The 20,596-nt window shown below is 56.3% G+C and carries 17 protein-coding genes; all 17 read right to left on the bottom strand.

The genetic code is table 11. From position 1 onward, the window contains the following. Window positions 1-22 precede the first annotated feature (22 nt). The gene (locus IPK65_00300; protein MBK8161628.1) at window positions 23-1,375 is read right to left on the bottom strand and encodes a hypothetical protein; all 1,353 of its coding nucleotides are present in this window, start codon (window positions 1,373-1,375) and stop codon (window positions 23-25) included. Then, window positions 1,372-2,544 (bottom strand): glycosyltransferase family 4 protein, encoded by a 1,173-nt coding sequence (locus IPK65_00305; protein MBK8161629.1) that lies wholly within the window; start codon window positions 2,542-2,544, stop codon window positions 1,372-1,374. Before IPK65_00305 ends, IPK65_00300 begins: the two co-directional genes overlap by 4 nt. Next, window positions 2,538-3,743: a glycosyltransferase family 4 protein gene (locus tag IPK65_00310; GenBank protein ID MBK8161630.1), complete on the bottom strand. Its 1,206-nt coding sequence runs from the start codon at window positions 3,741-3,743 to the stop codon at window positions 2,538-2,540. Before IPK65_00310 ends, IPK65_00305 begins: the two co-directional genes overlap by 7 nt. Window positions 3,744-3,776: 33 nt before the next feature. Beyond that, window positions 3,777-4,577, bottom strand: a complete 801-nt coding sequence (locus IPK65_00315) for a sulfotransferase (GenBank protein ID MBK8161631.1) — start codon at window positions 4,575-4,577, stop codon at window positions 3,777-3,779. 357 nt (window positions 4,578-4,934) lie between these two features. Continuing rightward, the gene (locus IPK65_00320) at window positions 4,935-6,041 is read right to left on the bottom strand and encodes a hypothetical protein (protein ID MBK8161632.1); all 1,107 of its coding nucleotides are present in this window, start codon (window positions 6,039-6,041) and stop codon (window positions 4,935-4,937) included. A 579-nt stretch (window positions 6,042-6,620) separates the two neighbouring features. After that, complete coding sequence (locus IPK65_00325; GenBank protein ID MBK8161633.1) at window positions 6,621-7,484, bottom strand: alpha-1,2-fucosyltransferase; 864 nt, start codon at window positions 7,482-7,484, stop codon at window positions 6,621-6,623. 500 nt (window positions 7,485-7,984) lie between these two features. Further along, a complete protein-coding gene (locus IPK65_00330; protein ID MBK8161634.1) occupies window positions 7,985-9,046 on the bottom strand; it encodes a hypothetical protein in 1,062 nt (353 codons plus the stop codon). 25 nt (window positions 9,047-9,071) lie between these two features. Continuing rightward, complete coding sequence (locus IPK65_00335; GenBank protein ID MBK8161635.1) at window positions 9,072-9,836, bottom strand: hypothetical protein; 765 nt, start codon at window positions 9,834-9,836, stop codon at window positions 9,072-9,074. Between the two features lie 11 nt (window positions 9,837-9,847). Then, window positions 9,848-10,555, bottom strand: a complete 708-nt coding sequence (locus IPK65_00340) for a hypothetical protein (protein MBK8161636.1) — start codon at window positions 10,553-10,555, stop codon at window positions 9,848-9,850. Window positions 10,556-10,677: 122 nt separating this feature from the next. After that, a complete protein-coding gene (locus IPK65_00345) occupies window positions 10,678-11,355 on the bottom strand; it encodes a hypothetical protein (protein ID MBK8161637.1) in 678 nt (225 codons plus the stop codon). A 115-nt stretch (window positions 11,356-11,470) separates the two neighbouring features. Beyond that, on the bottom strand, window positions 11,471-12,547 hold the full coding sequence (locus IPK65_00350) for a sulfotransferase (protein ID MBK8161638.1): 1,077 nt from the start codon (window positions 12,545-12,547) through the stop codon (window positions 11,471-11,473). A gap of 369 nt (window positions 12,548-12,916) precedes the next feature. Next, entirely contained in the window at window positions 12,917-14,644 is a 1,728-nt protein-coding gene (locus IPK65_00355; GenBank protein MBK8161639.1) for a hypothetical protein, read from the bottom strand. Window positions 14,645-14,802: 158 nt separating this feature from the next. After that, window positions 14,803-16,266, bottom strand: coding sequence for a hypothetical protein (locus IPK65_00360; GenBank protein MBK8161640.1), 1,464 nt, complete (start codon window positions 16,264-16,266; stop codon window positions 14,803-14,805). Continuing rightward, window positions 16,260-16,403 carry a hypothetical protein gene (locus IPK65_00365; GenBank protein MBK8161641.1) on the bottom strand — a complete coding sequence of 48 codons (144 nt, stop codon included), beginning with the start codon at window positions 16,401-16,403 and terminating at the stop codon, window positions 16,260-16,262. The genes IPK65_00360 and IPK65_00365 overlap by 7 nt, the downstream gene beginning before the upstream one ends. A gap of 24 nt (window positions 16,404-16,427) precedes the next feature. Then, window positions 16,428-18,029, bottom strand: a complete 1,602-nt coding sequence (locus IPK65_00370; GenBank protein MBK8161642.1) for a hypothetical protein — start codon at window positions 18,027-18,029, stop codon at window positions 16,428-16,430. Between the two features lie 292 nt (window positions 18,030-18,321). After that, window positions 18,322-19,527, bottom strand: coding sequence for a glycosyltransferase family 4 protein (locus tag IPK65_00375; protein ID MBK8161643.1), 1,206 nt, complete (start codon window positions 19,525-19,527; stop codon window positions 18,322-18,324). Further along, on the bottom strand, window positions 19,524-20,594 hold the full coding sequence (locus tag IPK65_00380) for a glycosyltransferase family 4 protein (protein MBK8161644.1): 1,071 nt from the start codon (window positions 20,592-20,594) through the stop codon (window positions 19,524-19,526). The genes IPK65_00375 and IPK65_00380 overlap by 4 nt, the downstream gene beginning before the upstream one ends. Window positions 20,595-20,596: the final 2 nt, after the last annotated feature.

The following is a 20,596-nucleotide window of genomic DNA, read 5'->3' on the forward strand; positions in this document are numbered from 1 at the left end:
ATGTCCTATAAGCATTGAAATTCTAATTTCGTGAACCTTGAGAGTCATAATTTACAGATTGATCGATACTCTTGGCTGCGACATATCCAGAGTAATAAAAGAACAGATATCCAAGAACATCAAATGTCAGAAAGTTTTTATAGGGAATCGAAAGAGCGATAATCACCGCTATTGACGCCCATCCCACCGAAAAATTTCCTATAAACTCTTTCCCACCAGAAAGCGATTTTGCATCATGGAATATCATGTAAAAAAATAGGAAAAAGATCAGAACTCCGATCAACCCTATCTCCCAAAGGAAGATGCTCAAAGCCGTATAGGAGGAATCAAGGCTGCCTAACTGAGAATACTTGCCCGAGAAGCTGGAAATAAAAGAATCCGAGGCGTTCCCAATACCCAGCCCAACAAGAAGCTTTACGGGATCCTCGGAGAGCACCCGAATGGGAAGAATGATATTGTCAATTCTGCGTATCTTGTCCTCGTCTCTATCAACCGTCGGCAAGGCCCCTATAATCACTTGGTTCTGATCAAGTACACGCTTGGCATCGATCTCCTGTGAATCACCACTATAAAGATAGAATTTAACCCCGGTCTCCGGATCCAGAAAGAAATCCAGCAGGCCTCTCTCCCTATCTGCGCTGAAAAACAGGCTATACACCAGAAAAAACGTTCCAAGCATGGCACAGAATGAGGCGCCCGCGCCTATTATTCTGATTTTTGCGTCCCGGCTGATACCGGACAGCGCCATTACCACTAAAAAAGCGGCTGGAAAAAAAATTAGGATGCTCTTGGTCTCATTCAAAGTAGTAGGTATAAACAACAGGAAGACCAGGCTCAGAAATCTTCCCGTCGACAATTTGCTCCTGAAATAATATCCAAGCAGGATTGCGATCAAACATACAAGATAAATGGACATGACAGACCCCACACCCAACGTTCCGGCAACGAGATCGGCATGCTTTCCCTCAACGAATTTCTGATAAATGACAAATGGGAATTGTGACAATCCGAGAAATAACAGCAGATGGAACTGCGAGGCGATTTCTTTGTCTTTGAAATCGTACACCGCAGGAACCAGAAACAACGGGGCATATTTCAGATAGTTTCTCAGACCAGACAGAAAAGTTCCCGGCTGCTCGCCGTTCAGAATAGCTCCGAGCATTATGTGCAGGCAAAAAAGAGAGAACAGAACGATGTAACCGCGTTTTATGGATATTTTCTTGAAATGCGCCGCGCGCAGGAGTGCGGCAATCAATAACGCACCAGAGATAACCTCAGGCAGCAGGCTCACGATCCTAGGCAGAATCCCCAAGGTCTTTGACAGAAAAGGGATGGTAAATATCGAAACAATCAGGACGTGTACCGCTGTATTCATGGGTTATCCAGCAGCGAGATCAGACGCCGAACATTCTTCTCGGAATAATGCTCGAAAGCATAGGACTGGGCCTGCGATCCGGCCCTTGCCATTACTTCCGCGTTTCCCAACAAATACGAGACCTGCCTTCTCAGCTTCTCATAATGATCGTCGGCACAAAACCCGAGCGCGCCATCACTCAGCAGATTGTCTGGATTGACCTTCAGACTGATCACGGGCACCCGTCGCATCCAGGCTTGGATAAAAGTGTTCGAGAACCCTTCATATTGACTGGTATTCACCAGGAGCTGCGCTGCAGCCAGAAGTCGATTAACCTCCTGCTGGGACTGGACTCCAAGATAAGCCAGGTTTTCCGTTGAGGAAATCTGTTTATCCAGCTCCTGCTGCCATTGCCCTCCGGCAGGCGCGCCAATCATGATGAATCTGGCATCTGTATCCACGAGATCTCTGGCCAAACGAATGAACACCTCAGGCTGCTTCAATTTCTTGAAGTTCGCGACCCACAGAACCGTATTTTGACTGTTTTTCTCCATGGCTTCGGTCGGCAACGGATGAAAATTTCTTATCACCTCCGCCGATTCGATATCATAATTCTCTTCCAACAACGCGGCCTGCGCCTCTGTCTGAACTATAATCTTCGTGGAATTTCTTATCCCATACTCAAGAATTTTTCTTTCGACATAACGATCTGGCAACAATTCCCGAAGATTCGACTTGGCGACCCTCTGCAGACTCTTGTCGCTCGTCACCCTCCATACCATTTTACAGCCCGACCGCTTGGCGTAATAAGCGGCCACACCGGTATAGGCGCAGCCAACCTGCTGATAAATCACATCTGGCTTGATTTCTTTAAGGATACGGAGAAGTTTCAGGGCGTCGGGAAAATACCCGTAACGATGGTACCAGCGAGGATCCGATATCTTCACAATGTTATACCCTACCGGCGTGAAATCCCGTTTCACGCGCCTCGCCAGGTAATAGATGTCGAATCTATCGAGAGGAATCAGATTCTCAATAAGGATTTTCGCCTGGTATTGCGACCCGCCCATTAATGCTTCCCAGTGGGCCGGGACAATGATGCAGATTCTGCGTTTTGATGACATTTTATCAGCGGCCCCGAGGAAATCGGCAGGCAATCTAGAGAGATTCGTAATACTCGTTTTCAACAATATCCGCCATCCGGGAATTTGTCCGGCACCTTTCTACGTACTCTCGCCTTTTGGCCCATTTCTCTTGCCAGCGATGGATTATCCAGAATCCTGATTATCGCGGCCGAAAATTCAGCCTCGGACCATGGTGAACAGTATCCTGCGCCGCTTTCATTGATTACCAGGCTTTGCTCCGGATGGTCGTTGCCAACAACCGCCTTACCCATCGCCATATATTCAATAAGCTTAGTCGGCGACGTGGAGTTCAATATGGGAATGGGATAATACGGTGAAAGACATACATCCGCCTCGGCGACATGGGAAAGTGCAGCCTCAATCGGCAATTGCCCAGTCATGACGACTGCATGCCGGACGTTCAAACGGTCAATTTCGGACTGAAGCAGTTGCTCGTCTCTCGGCTGCTCCCCTTTTCCGACCAGATAAAGCTTGGCGCCAGGATATTTCTTTATGACTTCCGCGATAACCCTGATCAGGAAATCCAACCTTCTGACACTTATAAGAGTGCCAAGATATACGATTTTCTTGCTCTCACTGAGCATTGCTTCCGCATTATCATCGCTTGGCGGTTTACATGCGATCTGGTCGAGATTCAAGGAACCTGGGATCGGGGTCAATTTATGCGCCGGCACCCCCTCTGAAATTATGTCCCTCTTCATCTGCTCACTTTGTACAAAGGCATGATCGGCAAAACGCAATATTACTTTGTACAAACAAAAATGGTACAAGATCCCTTTCATATATGTTACCCAGCGATATCTGGCATAGGACATTCTTGCCGAATACAGCGAGGCCTCGGCATGCGGATAAGCCAGCCAGTAAAAGTATTTTACCCCCCTCAGCCTGGCAATCATTAATGCCAATATGGCGGCAAGATATTTATCCTTGACCTGAACAAGATCATAGCTCCCCGGCTTTATCAGCCAGAACATGCGTAAATCATTCGCGATATCAAGTAGGTGCTTACGCAAGCGATGCCATTTGGATCCGCCGTCGTCCGTCGCACCTATGTAAGCCGTTCCATTACCGAATTCTTCATGATGGAATCTCTGGCAGGATTTCTCCGCTTGAATTATCCAGTCCACTTTATGCCCACGCCGAACCAGTTCTTCACTGAAGATCGCCTTGGCGGCGGGCCTGCATGGCGGGTATTTATCCGAGGTGATAAATAAAATGCGAAGCTTTCGATCAGGACGCGTCATGGATTATGCACATCAATCTGAATCGGATCATTTCTATACGATCAAGTCGGCCGAGAGATGTCTTCTGGCATCCAGGTAGAAGGGGGTGCAGAGCGATTCAATTATTCCCGCCTCCTTGCCTGAGAATTTATCAGCCTTGGACAGGCTCTTCGCATGCAGCCTGGAGAGATATTCTTCGCGATAATTCAGACCCGTAAAATTGTACAGCTTCGGCAGGATATGGGCCTTGTTCTTTATGAGATCATCATAGTCGATGATAATGACGCGACCCTGATCGATTTCGTCTTTCAGCGCGGCCGTCTGGGATATTTTCGCATTGTATGAAAGACAGGCCTTTCGCAGGCGGGACACGGCCAGCGAACCCAGCTTTTCGTATTTCCATCTTTCGCCCGCCGCGAGGAATTCGTGGCCGCAATGACGAAATAATCTGTTCAAGGCCCCGATTTTCCAATTATGGAGCATGGAATAGATCACGGAATAGGGATTTCTCAACACCCAGATCAGTTTGTAGTCCGCGTGCTCGAAATATTCCGGGTAACTGTTGTTCAAATAAGTAGTCTGGAAACAGAACCGTCCTTCCGATGGGTACGATTCCCAACCGGACAGTATCAAGGCCGCATCCAGTTCATCGTCACTGCCAAACTGGAAATTGACCATCCCCTCGCTTGCAGTAAGCAATCTTGACAAGGCCGTGGTTCCGGAGCGCTGGCATCCCGCCACCAGGATACAATTCTCAAACCTGTCCAGTTCGCCCAGCAGTTTGCGCCCGCTGAATCTGACCTTGCGATCAAACTGGGACCAGGATTTGACCGGGGAATATTGAGAACTACGCATTGAGGAACCTAAGAAACGAAAATTTGGACCGGGGAAAAAACAGAGCGGAATTATAAATCAAATGAATGCCTCTCCCTGGCAAACACCCTTTCCAGCCGAGTGAAGTACTCCGAATTCTCTTCATTTCTGTCTTGGCACTTGCCCCTTATACGAAGTGGCTGTGCGACAGGATATTGCTAACCCAGCACGAATGATGCAAATTATATACCAGACTCCCGCGTGAATTGATAGCGAATTCAAACAAATCAGACGCGAATCAAACAATTGGGAACGCTGGCGACAAGCAGATTTACCGCCAACAAGCAGGGATAGGGAAGACGTTAACGAATCATTTAACGGACAGTGGTTGGGTGGCTTTTATTCATCAACCGCAGCCAGCGCCACCCCGCTCTCTTCTTTGGCCAGAATAGTAGACAATCCTGCGGGGGATTTTGCCGCAATCAACGGGCTGACAGCGTCCGTCACCGAAAAGCTTCTGTTCAATAACTTCTCAATCAGCGTCTCTGATCTGACGTTATCTTGATAGTATTTCCAGTTGCTCTCTTTCATCCATCTGATCTTGCCCGGAGTGCTCAGCAAATCCTCGCAGGCAGTCAGGCAGTCATCGATAGAACTAAACGACTTTATATTAACATCCTCCCGCAGGGGCTGGGGAATCCCGAAAACCAGCGGCTCGGTGACGATGCAGCGCGCCGCAGCCAATGCCTCACCGAGCTTCCACGGATTGGATTGCCCGACGCCCAGCGTATTGATCGCAATGTCGGAACTCTTGAGCAGATGGGTAAACTGACGGCGCGATACTTTTGAAATCAACAGATCCTTGGGGCAGAATCTTTCCGTCATCTGGTTTCTGACGATGCCGCCATAAAAATTAGCACCGAACTCCTTTTTCAGCGCTTTGACCAGATCAATCCGCTGCCTTGAGAAATCGGTCAGCCCCTTGGACGAAATAAACAACCGCGTTATGAAAAATATCCCATGACTGGTCGGACTATCGGGCCTGGCGATAAAATCGGATTCGTGAAGAGACAGGTTGTTTTTCCTTACATAGAATAAAAACCTGAGCTGATGCTGCATGCTAATTTTATGCTTTCTGGACCGGGCACCGCCGAGCAGCCTGAGCCTCATTAGATGATGGTAGGTGAACAGCTGCAAAATTGGCACAGACGAACTGCCACAATTGTAATTAATACCGTATGGGATCACCTTCCCCTGGTGGCGCTTGTCCAGCTTCTCAAGTTCGGACCCGAGAAACCCCCTCTTTACAATTACATCATAGTCATCGAGCGCCTGAGAAACGGCAAAGTTCCTGTTGTCATTCAAATCAATCAGTATTTTTATGTTATTGTTGCGCGCGCAATCATGCACCGTCAGGGCCAGTGATGTCCCATCGACCAACCGCGTGTCGTCGAATCGGGTTGATATGGAAATTCTGGCTTTTCCTCTTTGTTGCAGATCAAACAACCCTGCATACACCTGGGAAAACCAAGGGCAAGAGTATGGGGAAAACCGTGATGTCGTACACCTTGCCTCTCTGGCGCAGAATCGCCCGCGCATTGACGCCAACCTAACCGAAATAACGGATTTTTTATCCCGCCTCCACGCCATATAATTATCTAAAGCGACACGCAAATAAAGTCCTTTCACTCCCAGCTTAATGGATCCCCCTACCCAATCTGATCACAGCCAGGCTGGATGCAGAAGGCTTGCCAATGAAATCAACCGTTTACCAAGCCATGAGGCATTGGAAATCGAGCTGGAGACCGATGATCAATATTCTTCACAAACATTGATAGCGGCCCTTCCATCACTGCCTACGCTAGGCAAAATCGGTTTACTCGGGGCTAGATTTGGCGCGGCTCGTCGCTATACCGGAAATCCACCGAATCGGATTGCCATCGAATGAAGGCGACATTCCCTCTCGAGGGAAAATTGACCAAACGAAGATGCGAACTATCCGGGCTGATGGAGGGTTTGTGACTTCCAATATTCCATGGCTGCCGGCGTCAGTAGCTAGCAAACAAGCCGCAACGCGTCACCCGCTCAAGAGGTAACTCTTTTCCGTACTTCTCTCTTCGCCGCGGCAAAGAGATACTTCCATGTCGGCATCGCGATCGACTTGCAATGTAGATAGACATATCTGGATTCGTCGTCAACCTTTAAATCCGTCTCCGGATGAAATGAACTCCATACTCCGAGCAATGGGATGGGCGCATAAATCTGGCGCGCCTGCGACAGGAAGCTTGCCCACCAACTGAATGTGCTTTGACTCTGTATAATTTTATTGAACGACATCATGAAGAAAAAATCCTGCAGCGGATCGACATGATGGATGATGGGACTATATTTTTTAAATTTATTCAGGCAGGGATCCGCGGGTTTGTCGGTACATATAAAAACCTTTCTTCCTCCCGCCCTTTCAAGGGCTTCTTCATAATAAGAGATCGGTAATTTACGCCCCAGGTACTCTCCGGCATCCCCCAGTCGAACATGCATCACAACGTCATCTGGGTGAATACTGTACTGAATGGGCATATCAACCCTTAGCCAGTCGCGCCTGATCGTATCCTTGCAGGCCTTGTAATATTCATAGCGCTCAAAATACCCGCGTATTTCGATCTTTCTCTTGCTCGCATCACTTAACAGATCCTGCACATGCAGATTTTTGTTTTTCCAGCTCAGCGTTTGGTTGTAAACGCCGCTGTAATATTGAGGATAGTCGTGAGCGATCGTTTTAACAGGATATCCCGATGAATAATCATGCCCTTCAACGGGCGCATTCGTGCCCGGAAACCCCGGGATAGGATTCGCCTTGAGGCCATAACCTAAGCCTTCCGCCAGAATCCGCGCGAAGCAATACTGAAAAAGCTTATTTCCGAGGCGCCCTAGATATTTCACCTCCACCATTTTTATTCCCTCCGTCCCTAACCGAGGAAAATTTGCGCAGAGCAGCTAATTCAATCGAATTACCGCGCTGAATGATGGGGTATCCATTCCGCAATTGCAACTTTCAGGCATAACCGCCTGCATATGCGCATGCTATTAAGGCGTAGCCGACAATCCTCTTAAATATCCTTTTCTGCTTTTCGCTCCAGTCAAGATAAATGCTGGAGTGGCATCTCTTGAATTATATGTCACACTTTTCCAGACTTCTCAATGATATATCTCTGGGCCCTCCAGCATGTCATAGCAATGACTGATACGCTTGCCATTTTCGTGCAGTTCGAGATTGGCGATACGGTTGTAAGTCCGCTTTACCTAGTCCCGCTTGCTTAACCATGCCGAAGGGTGCTAGGTAATCTCAAGGGAGATCTCCCCACTCACCGTGAGATCGAACAGACCCGCATAGATTTGACTGGTGTACAGGCCGCGTGAAAAGGACATGCGATTACTTTCATCATGTTATTTCAGAGCCCTGTTATTGGAAACATGTGTCGAGCGGCCGGGTTATCGGGATGCGCCACTTCCATACCGGCCAACCCGGGAATAGCGTACAGCTTACGAATACTGGTGATCTGTTCCTCTATCGGCACTCCATCGCTGAAAATCGTACCGCATAATTTTCCGTTATCCAGATGTATAAATGGATTATCTTTCAAGAAAACTGCTGCGCCCTCCGACCTGGCGGGTATCTGCAGCCAGAACCCGCCAGGCCTGGCTTGCGTCAGGCATAATCCCCATTTTTTCTTGTATTGAAGAACGCCATCCTTGAGAAAGGATCTGCAGGCGCCCGAATGGTAACTGTTGTAACCCAGCCCACTCAGATATTGAATCTTGTAGTAGTACAGCGCCCCCAGGACACCGTCTTTGACATGCTTATAGTCCCCATCCTTAACCCCCAGCGACCAGGCACGAACCCGCCCTTCTTCAAACAGGAGATTTTCACCTGCTACGTACTCATCACCCTGCTTGATGAGCAGCAATTTTGTGATAGAGGCCTTTTTCATCATGGCGTCGTACGACATCAATGCCGCGCGGTTTCCGTGCGCCTTGAGGATGTAGGGTCGGTACATAGTATGGTAGAAAAGGTCAAACTTATCTGTTTCTTTCGATATTTCGTAATGGTAATTCTGTTTTTTGGTCTTGCGAAGGTCGCTCTTGATATTTTCGCTATGTGGTAGCAACGCATTGAAGCGAGAGAACTCAATCATCCCGTCGATCCAGCATGGGATATAAAAATCTTGTCGCCCCGCATGCCGGGCATAATAATTCTCATCGGTCTCGATAACGATAATGTCAACGGCAGGAACAGATCGGGCAAGTCGTCCAATACTTTGTATCCAAACCTTGCCCAGCTTCTCCACCCTGCAGTTATCGCCATGGGCGATGTGCGCGATGTAGTTCAAATTCAACAGGTGGCCGGCATAGAGGATTCTGGGACCGACATGGCTCTCCATGCCATCAAGAAGCCACGCATGCAGCCTGTACCTGCGTATCCTTTCCCTCAGTCGATTGATCGGATTTTTCATAGTAAATACGAGGCAGATTTCAACCCTAGCTCCGGTTGCCGCTTCGATTGAGCTTCCGCAAGAACATCCTTACCTTGATTATCGCGAATGCAAGCATATTCCGCTCGTTGAAATGCCACCGCGGCAGTTCGTAGGCGTTTATGTACTCACGCACCGCAACCGCCGGAATCCGCTGCATCAGCGTCAGGTCATAGGCCTCCCTGAGCGCCAGCCCGAGTCCCGGCATACCCAACCGCTCCGCCAGATCGATACAGAGACCACCGAAGGCGTCGATCCGGTTTCGATAGGAATATCTGGGACGGTATTGCACAGCAAGATCGAGATAGTCCTCGAGCTCGTTCGCGAGCCGTATCAACAGGACTGACTTGACCACAGGATTGTACGATGGCAGTTGTTCGAGGTGTGTCGCGATGATTTCACGTTTCCCCCATCCAAGTCGGTGATATTCCGAGACGATCTCCTCGACCTCGATGCCTACCGCGGCAGAAAGTTGCGCGCGGTCCCCGGGCCTGAAGGCGCGCCTGCGGCTGTTATGAAAGCAATCCAGCATGTAGGCGGAGTGCAGCATGGCCGCGAGCGACGGCTGCAGGCCGCCTCCATGCGCGAGCACGATACTGGAAGTCCTGACCAGATGGTTGATGAAGGGGCAGCCCTGGCTGCGGTAGAGCCCGTCGGCCATATGTTCCGCCAGATCATAGGTGACGCGCATCCTGGCGATCGCGTCATTACCGAGTTGCATCTCCATGGCCTGGCGGACCAGTTGCGGGAAAGTGAGCGCGTAGACGTTCAACAGGGGATCATTTAATGGAATGAACGTTTCAACTTCCTCAGTATGCGGGCGAGCAGGCTCTCCCGAGTTACCATGTAACCCATACTGAAGCGGTTGGTCTCGGAGTAGACCGTGTGCCACAGCGGTCTTTCCCGGCTGATCTTGAAGATGCGGATGTTCCACGGCCTGTCGTTCAGGGTGACGATCTGTCCGGTGCCGGGATCACGGTAGCGGAAAAACGACCGCCCCTCCTGCTCGGCATGGTTGACGTAGATGCGCCAGCCTGGAACCTTGCTGTTCGTGTGCCAGCCCATGTAGGAGCCCGGCGGGTACCACAGATGGCCGCTGCTGGTTATCGACAGTTTGCCGTTGTTCCGGAACAGCGCCCTGACCAGTTTGGCGATTTCACGGTCCACGTGGGCGCGGCTCCGCTCGATGGCGGGATCGCGCACGGCGTCCTGGATGTTTTTCGCGGAGAAGGTGATGACATTCGAGATGCTGCGATCACTGGCGATGCCGTGGATGTCGCCGCCCTGGGCGAGGATTTCGTTCAGCCGCCCTTCAGATACCTCATGCGTGGAGGTGGGATGCGGCTGGAATACCGCCAGCGCCTCCTTCGCATGCGCCTTCTGCACCTCTATGCAGTCAAGGATCACCCGGCGCAGCTCCGCATCCACCAGGCCCGGATCGAGGTCGTAGACGCCGTACGAGTCGAAATCGATCTTGTTGGTGGGCAGCATGTATTGCTTAATCTCCGGGCAAGCGGGGACAGATTTAATATCTGCCCCCTACTCCAACGCGGGGACGGAGGATTTGGGGACGGATTTGAAATCCGTCCCCACAATATTGTAGAGAGATTCTATCAGACACAGGCGGACACCCTGAAATTGTCGATCCAGGCATCCAGCCACTGTTTCTCATCTGCCTTGCCGTAATAGGTCCGGCTCCAGCCCAGTACCCGGTATCCGTACACCATGCACATCGGCTCATATCCCAGCCGGAGATGAATCTTGAGCGAGGCAGTGCTGTACGGCATCACCAGGGTATAGACCTCGCGGATGCACTGCCCGGCCAGCGTGGTGACCAGAAGCTGCTTCGCCGTCGATCCCAGCCCGCCCCCTCGGCGCGCCTTGTAGGTATAAAAGTCGTAGGTGAAGGCCTGTTCCTTGCTCAACGGAAAGAATTCGACGCCGCGGTCGAATCCGCACAGCACACAGCATAGGGAGAAGGCGACCCAGTTGTAGCTTACGATCTCTTTCCCATCGCTCAGACAGTAACACCGGTCACCCCTTTCCAGTCGCTTCGCATACACTCCGCGCATAAGCGCCTCGGGATGGTTCGTGATGAAATCGAGATCCTCCCGGGTGGCGGACCTGAACTCATATCCCGCGGGAATGGCGGGCATTTCCGGCGCATCGACCGTCTTTCTGAACAGGATGGAATTGTGATGATACTTTGCTGTCACGGGCGCATATCGAACGATCCGGTTCATTAGCCGGAAACGCAGGGGCCGGGTGGGATATTGAATCTTGTCCGCCATGTCGCCCCTCCTGCGCATCCCGGCCAGAATCGTATGCCGCCTTCAGCCAAACTGGGCATCTGAGGTCCGCGATCCTGTACAGGGAAAGCGGAGCTCGATGAATACCGGGCTCACTTCACCAATCGAGGCTTGCGCAGTAACCGGTATCCATCAGGGTCTGCCCGGCAATCCTCTTGAAGGCCCGCTTGCGGCTGTCCGGCCAGTCCTTCCAGCGCCCGACGGGGTTGAAGTTCTTCGGCTTGTCGACCGGCTTCCAGGCCGTCTGCGTGCCGTCCTTGCTCACATCGGAAGATGACCCCCTGACCGGCAGCTCCTTTATTTTATCCCCGGGGTATGTCCCGTAATCGAGCCCGTAAATCTCGCAGGTGCTCTTCGCAAAGCCATCCGGGCTCTTCACAACGTCCTCATATTTGACGGAGAGATACGTATGGCTGTTACGGGAATATCGGTTCTCGAAGGCGAGCATCATGCGCGCGCTTTTGTCCCACAGGGCGCAAACCTCGTCAAACCGCCTGTCCGGCCAGGAGTTGACCGTTGAATTCACCACATCCCTTCCGTCACGCATGAGCAACAAGGGATTCTCATAGGGAAACACCGCGTAAAAATTCTGCAGGTACTGCACGTCCGGCACCTTCAGCAACATCCGTTTTCCTTCCGGGATGAAGGAATACAGATAGGCTATAAGCGCCGCCCCGAACAACGGGAGAAAATCATGGTCACCTACCTTGCCCTTGTTCTGTTTGTAGGCCGCGAAGAAATGTCTCTGCATGTGCTGGACATCGCCCGTGAGCTCGAGAAAAGGGATTTCCCAGATATCGTTCGGGTAGGCGTGCAGCGCAGGGTGCAGCCGGAGGACTTCGCCTGTGTATACGGTCCCCGACCGTGGCATTACTCCGTGGATGATGATCGCGGGCGGTCGATTCTCGCCCCTGATAGCCTTCGCAACGCGCAGGGCATGGTCACTGATCTTCGGCAGCGGAATGTCCAGGTCAAAGCCGTGATCGTCCCGGACCGATCGCCCCGATAGCCTTCCAATCATGCTTTTTATTCTTCTGATGCTTCGCATCCGCGCTATCCCGGCCACTTCCAATCGTGAATCTTCCGCGGGCAGCCAGATGGACTGGGCAACGGCACCGGCGGGCATTTTACAGTGACCATCAAGGAAGATCTGATTAATCAGAACCTGTGTCAAAGTTAAATAATCATGTTCCTCTGAATCACCACACTGTCATTCCCGCGAAGGCGGGAATCCAGGGACTTCACACCTCAACAGCCTAAAGTGACTGGATCCCCGCCTACGCGGGGATGACATCTACCTTGTCCACCATTAGCGATTTGAGATAGGTTCCTGTCATACCCGCCCCGGCCAGGTTGAGGACAGGCTCCTGCTCGCCGCCATTTCCTTGATTGCATGGATTCCCGCTTTCGCGGGAATGACATTCACAGAATGAATCCGAACTCCCTCATGGACAATTTTAGGAGTGCGAGTGAGCAACATCAAGCTCGCTGGCCAGAGCGATTGCTCATGCAGGAATAAGATTATCCCTGGCACTGCTGCCTCTCATGAAACACGGGTGGCGCACCGGCGGCCATTCAGCATATTTGCATCCTCACACAGCATGTCATGCATGTTTGACACGATATAGGAACGGAATGCAAACCGGCAAGGGTCCATCGCGGGCGGGCGGGTATCGCTCAATCCCATCCTCCGCCTCACCGAGCGCAGCAATCTCGCAGGCAGCGCCCGATCGTTCCGCGGCGTTGGCTGCGTTCCAGAGTCCATGAAGGCGAGCGCATAACGCGACAGGGCGGCGATCCGATCCGCACGGCGCGCCGATTCACCCAGGCTTTCACGTATCCTTGCGGTGATGACGGGGTTGCCTATGATATTGCCGTGCGCCTCGATGGCCGGCCGCTTTGCATACCTAAGTTTCGGCCCGACCCGGTTGACGACTGCCTTGAACAGCGATTTTTCCGTACGCAGCTCGTCGGGCAGCTTCCTCACTGCCTCGACGATTCTGCGCGACAGCAGCGGATGTATGACCTCGACATAGGCCAGTTTGAGATCGCTCAATGCGGTGAACACTGCCGGCATCTCGAACAGCACATTCACGCGGTCGCGCCACGCCTCGCGGGTCTCGGTCGACCCGCGTCTGAGGAATTCCGGCCGTGCTTGCGGCGCGGATAACGCACCAAGCACACCTGCATCCAGGTTCGGGAAGTCGCCGAGCACGGTGAAGCTCATGTTGCGATAGACATCGAGATCGCTGTGCACTACCCGGCAACCGAAGGCCTCGTCACCGCGGAGAATCCCCCGGCAACCCGATTCATGCAGCCGCTGCCAGATGGCAAGTCCGTCCATGTATCCCGCGATATGATCCGTGCGCCCCTCGCCCGTCGTCAAAAAGCGCGCGAGGATCCGCTCCGCGGACTCGTCCGACCGGTCGATTTCCATGTACTCATGCGCGAGCCCGAAGTGCCTCGCCAGCTCGCGCGCCACCCACGCGTCGCTCTGCCTGTCCTTGAGCGCCGACTTCAGGCCCCAGGTCACCGCCTTCAGCCCCGTCTGCTCCTTCAGCATCAGCAGGATCGCCCGGCTGTCGTATCCCCCGGACAGCGGCAGCACCCAGTGCTTCAGGTCCAGGTCGAGACCCGCGAAGGTCGCCTCCAGCGCCTCACCCAGCCGCCGCTCGTGCTCCGCACGCGGCAGGTCCTCGGGGGCGAACACCACCGGCCGCTGTTCGACCGCGACCTTCCATGCGCGCCGGTCCAGCCGCAGCCGGGCGTCCGGCCCCAGGCACCGGATGCGACGGTCCCACGACAGCCCCGGGCCCAGCGTCCCCGAGGACAGCATCCACGGGTATACCGCCTCGTTCGGTTCATAGCTCCCAAGCAGACAGACGATCGCGCGCTGCGAGGTCGAGGCGATGAACACCTCGTCGGTCTGCACGTACCAGATCATGCGGGAACCCACGATGTCGCTCACCAGCTCGAGCGTCTCACCCTCCCCGCGGAACAGCGCGTAGCTCCCGTCCGGCACCTCCGCCCCGGGACGCCACCAGTCCGCGCGGCGGTCGAGCAGTGCACCCAGGCAGACGCTCCGGCCTTCGACGGGCAGCGACTCCACCGGATTGAAGATCCCGATCAGCACCCCGTCCCCCGCGATGATCCGGGGCGGCCGTGGCCGCAGATTGTCCGGTGTCAGCCGTTCGAATACCGCAGCTAGATCCCGTTCACCGTACGGAACACCCTGGCCAGCACGTGCGCAGATGTAGATCAGCTTGGACATGGCGTCATGACGGTTGCCTGTCGTTCAGGTTTGCTTCAGTCCATTCGCATCCTGGATTAAGAGGGTATTCATCCTGCTGATGATGTAGACGCGGAAGGCCAGCCTATGGGTATCGGCATTTGGTGGCGCGGATTTACCCGGTCTTCCCATCAGGCGTTTCACAAGGGAGATCGCCCGCGCGGGCGCAATCTTTTCAATGCCTTCGCTCGCGTAATGAGGGATACAGATGGTGCGGAAGCGGATACGGAGCCCGCCAGGTTCCGATGGATATATTCCAGCACTCGCGTCCCGCACAGAGCCTGGGCGTTGTTCGTCCGGATGTAATCGGTGATGTGGCCGATCACCTGCTGATGCCTGAGGATGCCTGCAGGCGCCTCGATGGCTGCACGGCGGGCAAAGGGTATCGAGGGGAGTGCCCGTTCCACGATGTTTGTGTGCAGGCCCTTGTCGGCGCGGAGCTGGTCCGGCACCTGCCGTATCCGCTCGACGATCAGCCTCGACAGCAGGGGATTGGTGATTTCGACATACGGGCATTTCAGATCATTCAGCGCCGCCATGACAGCCGGATGGCGGAAACCCTGATACAGCCGGTCGCTCCACTGCTGCCGCGTCTCGCCCGCTTGCTGCGTTAATTCCGCAGGGAGTGCCTGCGGGAAGATATCGGCGATACCCGAATTGCGGAGATTGGCGAAGTCCGACAGGCAGGAGAGCCCGACATCCAGACGGATGGCGGTATCCGTGGTCTTCGCTGTCCGCCCAAAAGGCTGGTCGCCCCGGATCACGCCGTCCACGCCCGACTCGCAAAGATGTTTCCAGATCTCGAAGCCGTCCATATAACCCGAGATGTGGTCCACCCGGCCCTCGCCTGCCACCAAATAACGCTGGAAAAGCCGTTCCACCGGCTCGTCCGACAGGTCCGTCTGATGGTACTCGTGCGCGAGCCCGAAATGACGCGCCAGCTCGCGCGCCACCCACGCGTCGCTCTGCCTGTCCTTGAGCGCCGACTTCAGGCCCCAGGTCACCGCCTTCAGCCCCGTCCGCTCCTTCAGCATAAGCAGGATCGCCCGGCTGTCGTATCCCCCGGACAGCGGCAGCACCCAGCGCTTCAGGTCCAGATCGAGACCCGCGAAGGTCGCCTTCAGCGCCTCACCCAGCCGCCGCTCGTGCTCCGCCTGCGGCAGGTCCTCAGGGGCGAATACCACCGGCCGCTGTTCGACCGCGACCTTCCATGCGCGCCGGTCCAGCCGCAGCCGGGTGTCCGGACCCAGGCACCGGATGCGACGGTCCCACGACAGCCCCGGGCCCAGCGTCCCCGAGGACAGCATCCACGGGTATACCGCCTCGTTCGGTTCATAGCTCCCGAGCAGGCAGACGATCGCCCGCTGCGAGGTCGAGGCGATGAACACCTCGTCGGTCTGCACGTACCAGATCGTGCGGGAACCCACGATGTCGCTCACCAGCTCGAGCGTATCACCCTCCCCGCGGAACAGCGCGTAGCTCCCGTCCGGCACCTCCGCCCCGGGACGCCACCAGTCCGCGCGGCGGTCGAGCAGTGCACCCAGGCAGACGCTCCGGCCTTCGACGGGCAGCGACTCCACCGGATTGAAGATCCCGATCAGCACCCCGTCCCCGCGATGATCCGGGGCGGCCGTGGCCGCAGATTGTCCGGTGTCAGCCGTTCGAATACCGCAGCAAGATCCCGTTCACCGTACGGAACACCCTGGCCAGCACGTGCGCAGATGTAGATCAGCTTGGACATGGCGTCATGACGGTTGCCTGTCGTTCAGGTTTGCTTCAGTCCATTCGCATCCTGGATTAAGAGGGTATTCATCCTGCTGATGATGTAGACGCGGAAGGCCAGCCTATGGGTATCGGCATTCAGCGGCGCGGATTTACCCGGTCTTCCCATCAGGCGTTTCACAAGGGAGATCGCCCGCGCGGGCGCAATCTTTTTCAATAATGCCTTCGCTCGCGTAATGAGGGATACAGATGGTGCGGAAGCGGATACGGAGCCCGCCAGGTTCCGATGGATATATTCCAGCACTCGCGTCCCGCACAGAGCCTGGGCGTTGTTCGTCCGGATGTAATCGGTGATGTGGCCGATCACCTGCTGATGCCTGAGGATGCCTGCAGGCGCCTCGATGGCTGCACGGCGGGCAAAGGGTATCGAGGGGAGTGCCCGTTCCACGATGTTTGTGTGCAGGCCCTTGTCGGCGCGGAGCTGGTCCGGCACCTGCCGTATCCGCTCGACGATCAGCCTCGACAGCAGGGGATTGGTGATTTCGACATACGGGCATTTCAGATCATTCAGCGCCGCCATGACAGCCGGATGGCGGAAACCCTGATACAGCCGGTCGCTCCACTGCTGCCGCGTCTCGCCCGCTTGCTGCGTTAATTCCGCAGGGAGTGCCTGCGGGAAGATATCGGCGATACCCGAATTGCGGAGATTGGCGAAGTCCGACAGGCAGGAGAGCCCGACATCCAGACGGATGGCGGTATCCGTGGTCTTCGCTGGCCGCCCAAAAGGCTGGTCGCCCCGGATCACGCCGTCCACGCCCGACTCGCAAAGATGTTTCCAGATCTCGAAGCCGTCCATATAACCCGAGATGTGGTCCACCCGGCCCTCGCCTGCCACCAAATAACGCTGGAAAAGCCGTTCCACCGGCTCGTCCGACAGGTCCGTCTGATGGTACTCGTGCGCCAGGCCGAAGTGCCGCGCCAGCTCGCGCGCCACCCACGCGTCGCTCTGCCTGTCCTTGAGCGCCGACTTCAGGCCCCAGGTCACCGCCTTCAGCCCCGTCCGCTCCTTCAGCATCAGCAGGATCGCCCGGCTGTCATACCCCCCGGACAGCGGCAGGACCCAGCGCTTCAGGTCCAGATCGAGACCCGCGAAGGTCGCCTTCAGCGCCTCACCCAGCCGCCGCTCGTGCTCCGCCTGCGGCAGGTCCTCAGGGGCGAATACCACCGGCCGCTGTTCGACCGCGACCTTCCATGCGCCCCGGTCCAGCCGCAGCCGGGCGTCCGGCCCCAGGCACCGGATGCGCCGGTCCCACGACAGCCCCGGGCCCAGCGTCCCCGAGGACAGCATCCACGGGTACACCGCCTCGTTCGGCTCATAGCTCCCGAGCAGGCAGACGATCGCCCGCTGCGAGGTCGAGGCGATGAACACCTCGTCGGTCTGCACGTACCAGATCGTGCGGGAACCCACGATGTCGCTCACCAGCTCGAGCGCATCCCCCTCCCCGCGGAACAGCGCGTAGCTCCCGTCCGGCACCTCCGCCCCGGGACGCCACCAGTCCGCGCGGCGGTCGAGCAGCGCACCCAGGCAGACGCTCCGGCCTTCGACGGGCAGCGACTCCACCGGATTGAAGATCCCGATCAGCACCCCCGTCCCCCGCGATGATCCGGGGCGGCCGTGGCCGCAGATTGTCCGGTGTCAGCCGTTCGAATACCGCAGCTAGATCCCGTTCACCGTACGGAACACCCTGGCCAGCACGTGCGCAGATGTAGATCAGCTTGGACATGGTGGCTCGCAGTCGCAGCTACTGACTGGATGGGACAGGATCATGGACGTTCTCCCGGGATGCGTTATTGGCATAGAGAAAACGCAGTCATTCGTATTCAGGTTCCATCCGCATTGCCGGCAGCATGGGTCCGGCCGGCTGACCGGCGCACGCCTAGCGCCGGCGTGCGAGCTCGATCGCCTCCTGGTAGACCTCCAGATAGCGCTGCGCCACCTGGACCCAGGCATAGCGCGACGCGGTCTCGCGCGCGTGCGCGCGCATGCGCGCGTGGACCGCGGGCTGCTCCAGCACCCGCACGATACCCTCCGCGAGTGCGGACTCGTCCGCCGGCTTGACCAGGTAGCCATTCTCTCCGTCGGCCACCACGTCGGTATTGCCGGAAATGGCCGTCGCCACCACGGGGAGGCCGGCGGCCATGGCCTCCAGCACCGCGAGTGACAGGCCCTCGGCGTTGTTTTGGATGCCCGCCGATACATAAAGTTCGCCGGCGCCGAGCAGTTCCGCCAGATAGTCCGGCGTGGCGGCACCCCCCGCCGCGGCGCTGTCCCGATTCAGGATGCGCATGGAGGGGCTGATGCCGCCGGTCAGCACGACCTTTCCTTCCAGCCCCAGATCCCGGATCAGGGGCGTGAGTGCCTCGGTCTTGTTGCCGACCACGACCAGCCGCGCGCGCGGCTCCCGGGCCAGGATCGCCGGCATGGCCCGCACCAGGTAATCCTGTCCCTTGCGCGGATTGTACCGGCCGATCGTGACGATCAGCCGCGCCTCGGGTTCGACGCCCAGCCACTTTCTTATGTCGATAGAGCCCGGCCGCTGATACCGCTCGATGTCGACGCCGTTGGGAATCAGCCTGATCCGGTCCGGCGCGGCGCCGGCATCGATCAAGGCCAGTTCGATATTTTTGCTGATGGCCGTGACCAGGTCAGCGTTCGCCACCGCGTGCCCGATCTTCCGGTTCAGGACCGGATCGAGCCGCAGGCCATGGCCGAGCTCAGGGATAGACTGGATATCCTGTCCGTGCGGCGTGATGACCAGCGGGTAGCGCCTCAGCCTCCTAAGACGCACCGTGCGGTAACCCGTCGGCCAGGTATTGTGCGCGTGGATGACGTCGGCACCCCACAGCGCCGTGTCGAGCGCGAGCTGGCTCACGGCGACCTGATCGGACATGAACCCGCGCAGCGTGGGCCATCGATGCACCGGATAGCGAAAACGCAGATGGCGGTTTTTCCAATAGCCGGACGGACCGAGCACCCTCACGTCGTGGCCCAGACGAAGCAAGGCATCGGCGAGATAATGAATGACGAACTCCCGCCCGCCCAGCACGGGAAGGAAGCTGTTTACATATAGAACGATATTCACCTGGTCTCCTGCCCGGAATCCGTTTGCAGTCCGGCCGCACGGTAGACCTCGAGGGTCTGCCGCGCGACGTTCTCCCAACTCAAGTCAATGGCGCGGTTACGGCTGGCCTGCGCCATGCGCGCCCTTCTCGCGCCGTCGCGCTTCAGCGCGACGATGGCGTCCGCCAGGGCGGTCGCATCCGCCATCGGTGTGAGCACCGCACAGCCGTCGTTGACGTAATCCCGCACCCCGGGCAGGTCGGTGCTGATGATCGGCAGTCCGCAGGCCATGGCCTCCAGCAGGCTGTTGTTGGCCGTGGCGTCCAGCAGCGGAAGCACCAGCAGATCGGCATCCTGATACGCCCGGAGCAGTTGCGCGTCATCGAGGCCGCTCCTGACCTCGACTTTGTCCAGCGCCGCCAGGGCCGCGTGGTTCGCCGGCCGCGTGACCGCGACCAGGCGCACATCCGGTTCGACGGCAAGCAGGCGCGCCGCCTGCGCCAGGGTTGGTATGTCACGCAGGTGCGAGCCGACGAAGAGGCAGCTAAACGGACGCGGCGTGACTGCGCCGCGCGCAGCGGGCGTAAAATAATCCACGTCGATGCCGTGCGGAACGAAGAAGACCCGCTCGCGCCCGAGAATCCCGGCGAAGAACTCCAACTGCATGGTGGACACCACGATGGCCGCATCGAGCCGTTCAATATGGCGCCGGTCGGTTACGACCTGGCTGAATTTCGCCGGCGGCGTGTGGTACGTGCAGACGATGCGGTTCCTCGCGGCAAGCGCCTTCATCAGGCCGAGGTAGCGGTACGAATTTTCGCCATAGAGAAAATGAAACACCTTTCCGCTGCCGCGCAGCCACTCGCGGGCGGCGCCGATCTCGCCGATGAGGCTGGGACGATGATACCAGCGCGAGCCCGAACGCCTTGTGACGGGCCGAAGCACCCGCGCAGCGGCGCGTTGCGCCAGGTTCCAGCGCGCAGGTGGACGGATCAGGCGGCAGTCGAGATATTCCTGCAGGCGGTCGTATCCCGAGGCGAGCGCATGTCCGCCCTGGCGCTGCGAAACCAACACGATTTTCGGATCCACGG

It is taken from the genome of Gammaproteobacteria bacterium (assembly GCA_016712635.1).
In the GTDB taxonomy this organism is placed as follows: Bacteria; Pseudomonadota; Gammaproteobacteria; order SZUA-140; family SZUA-140; genus JADJWH01.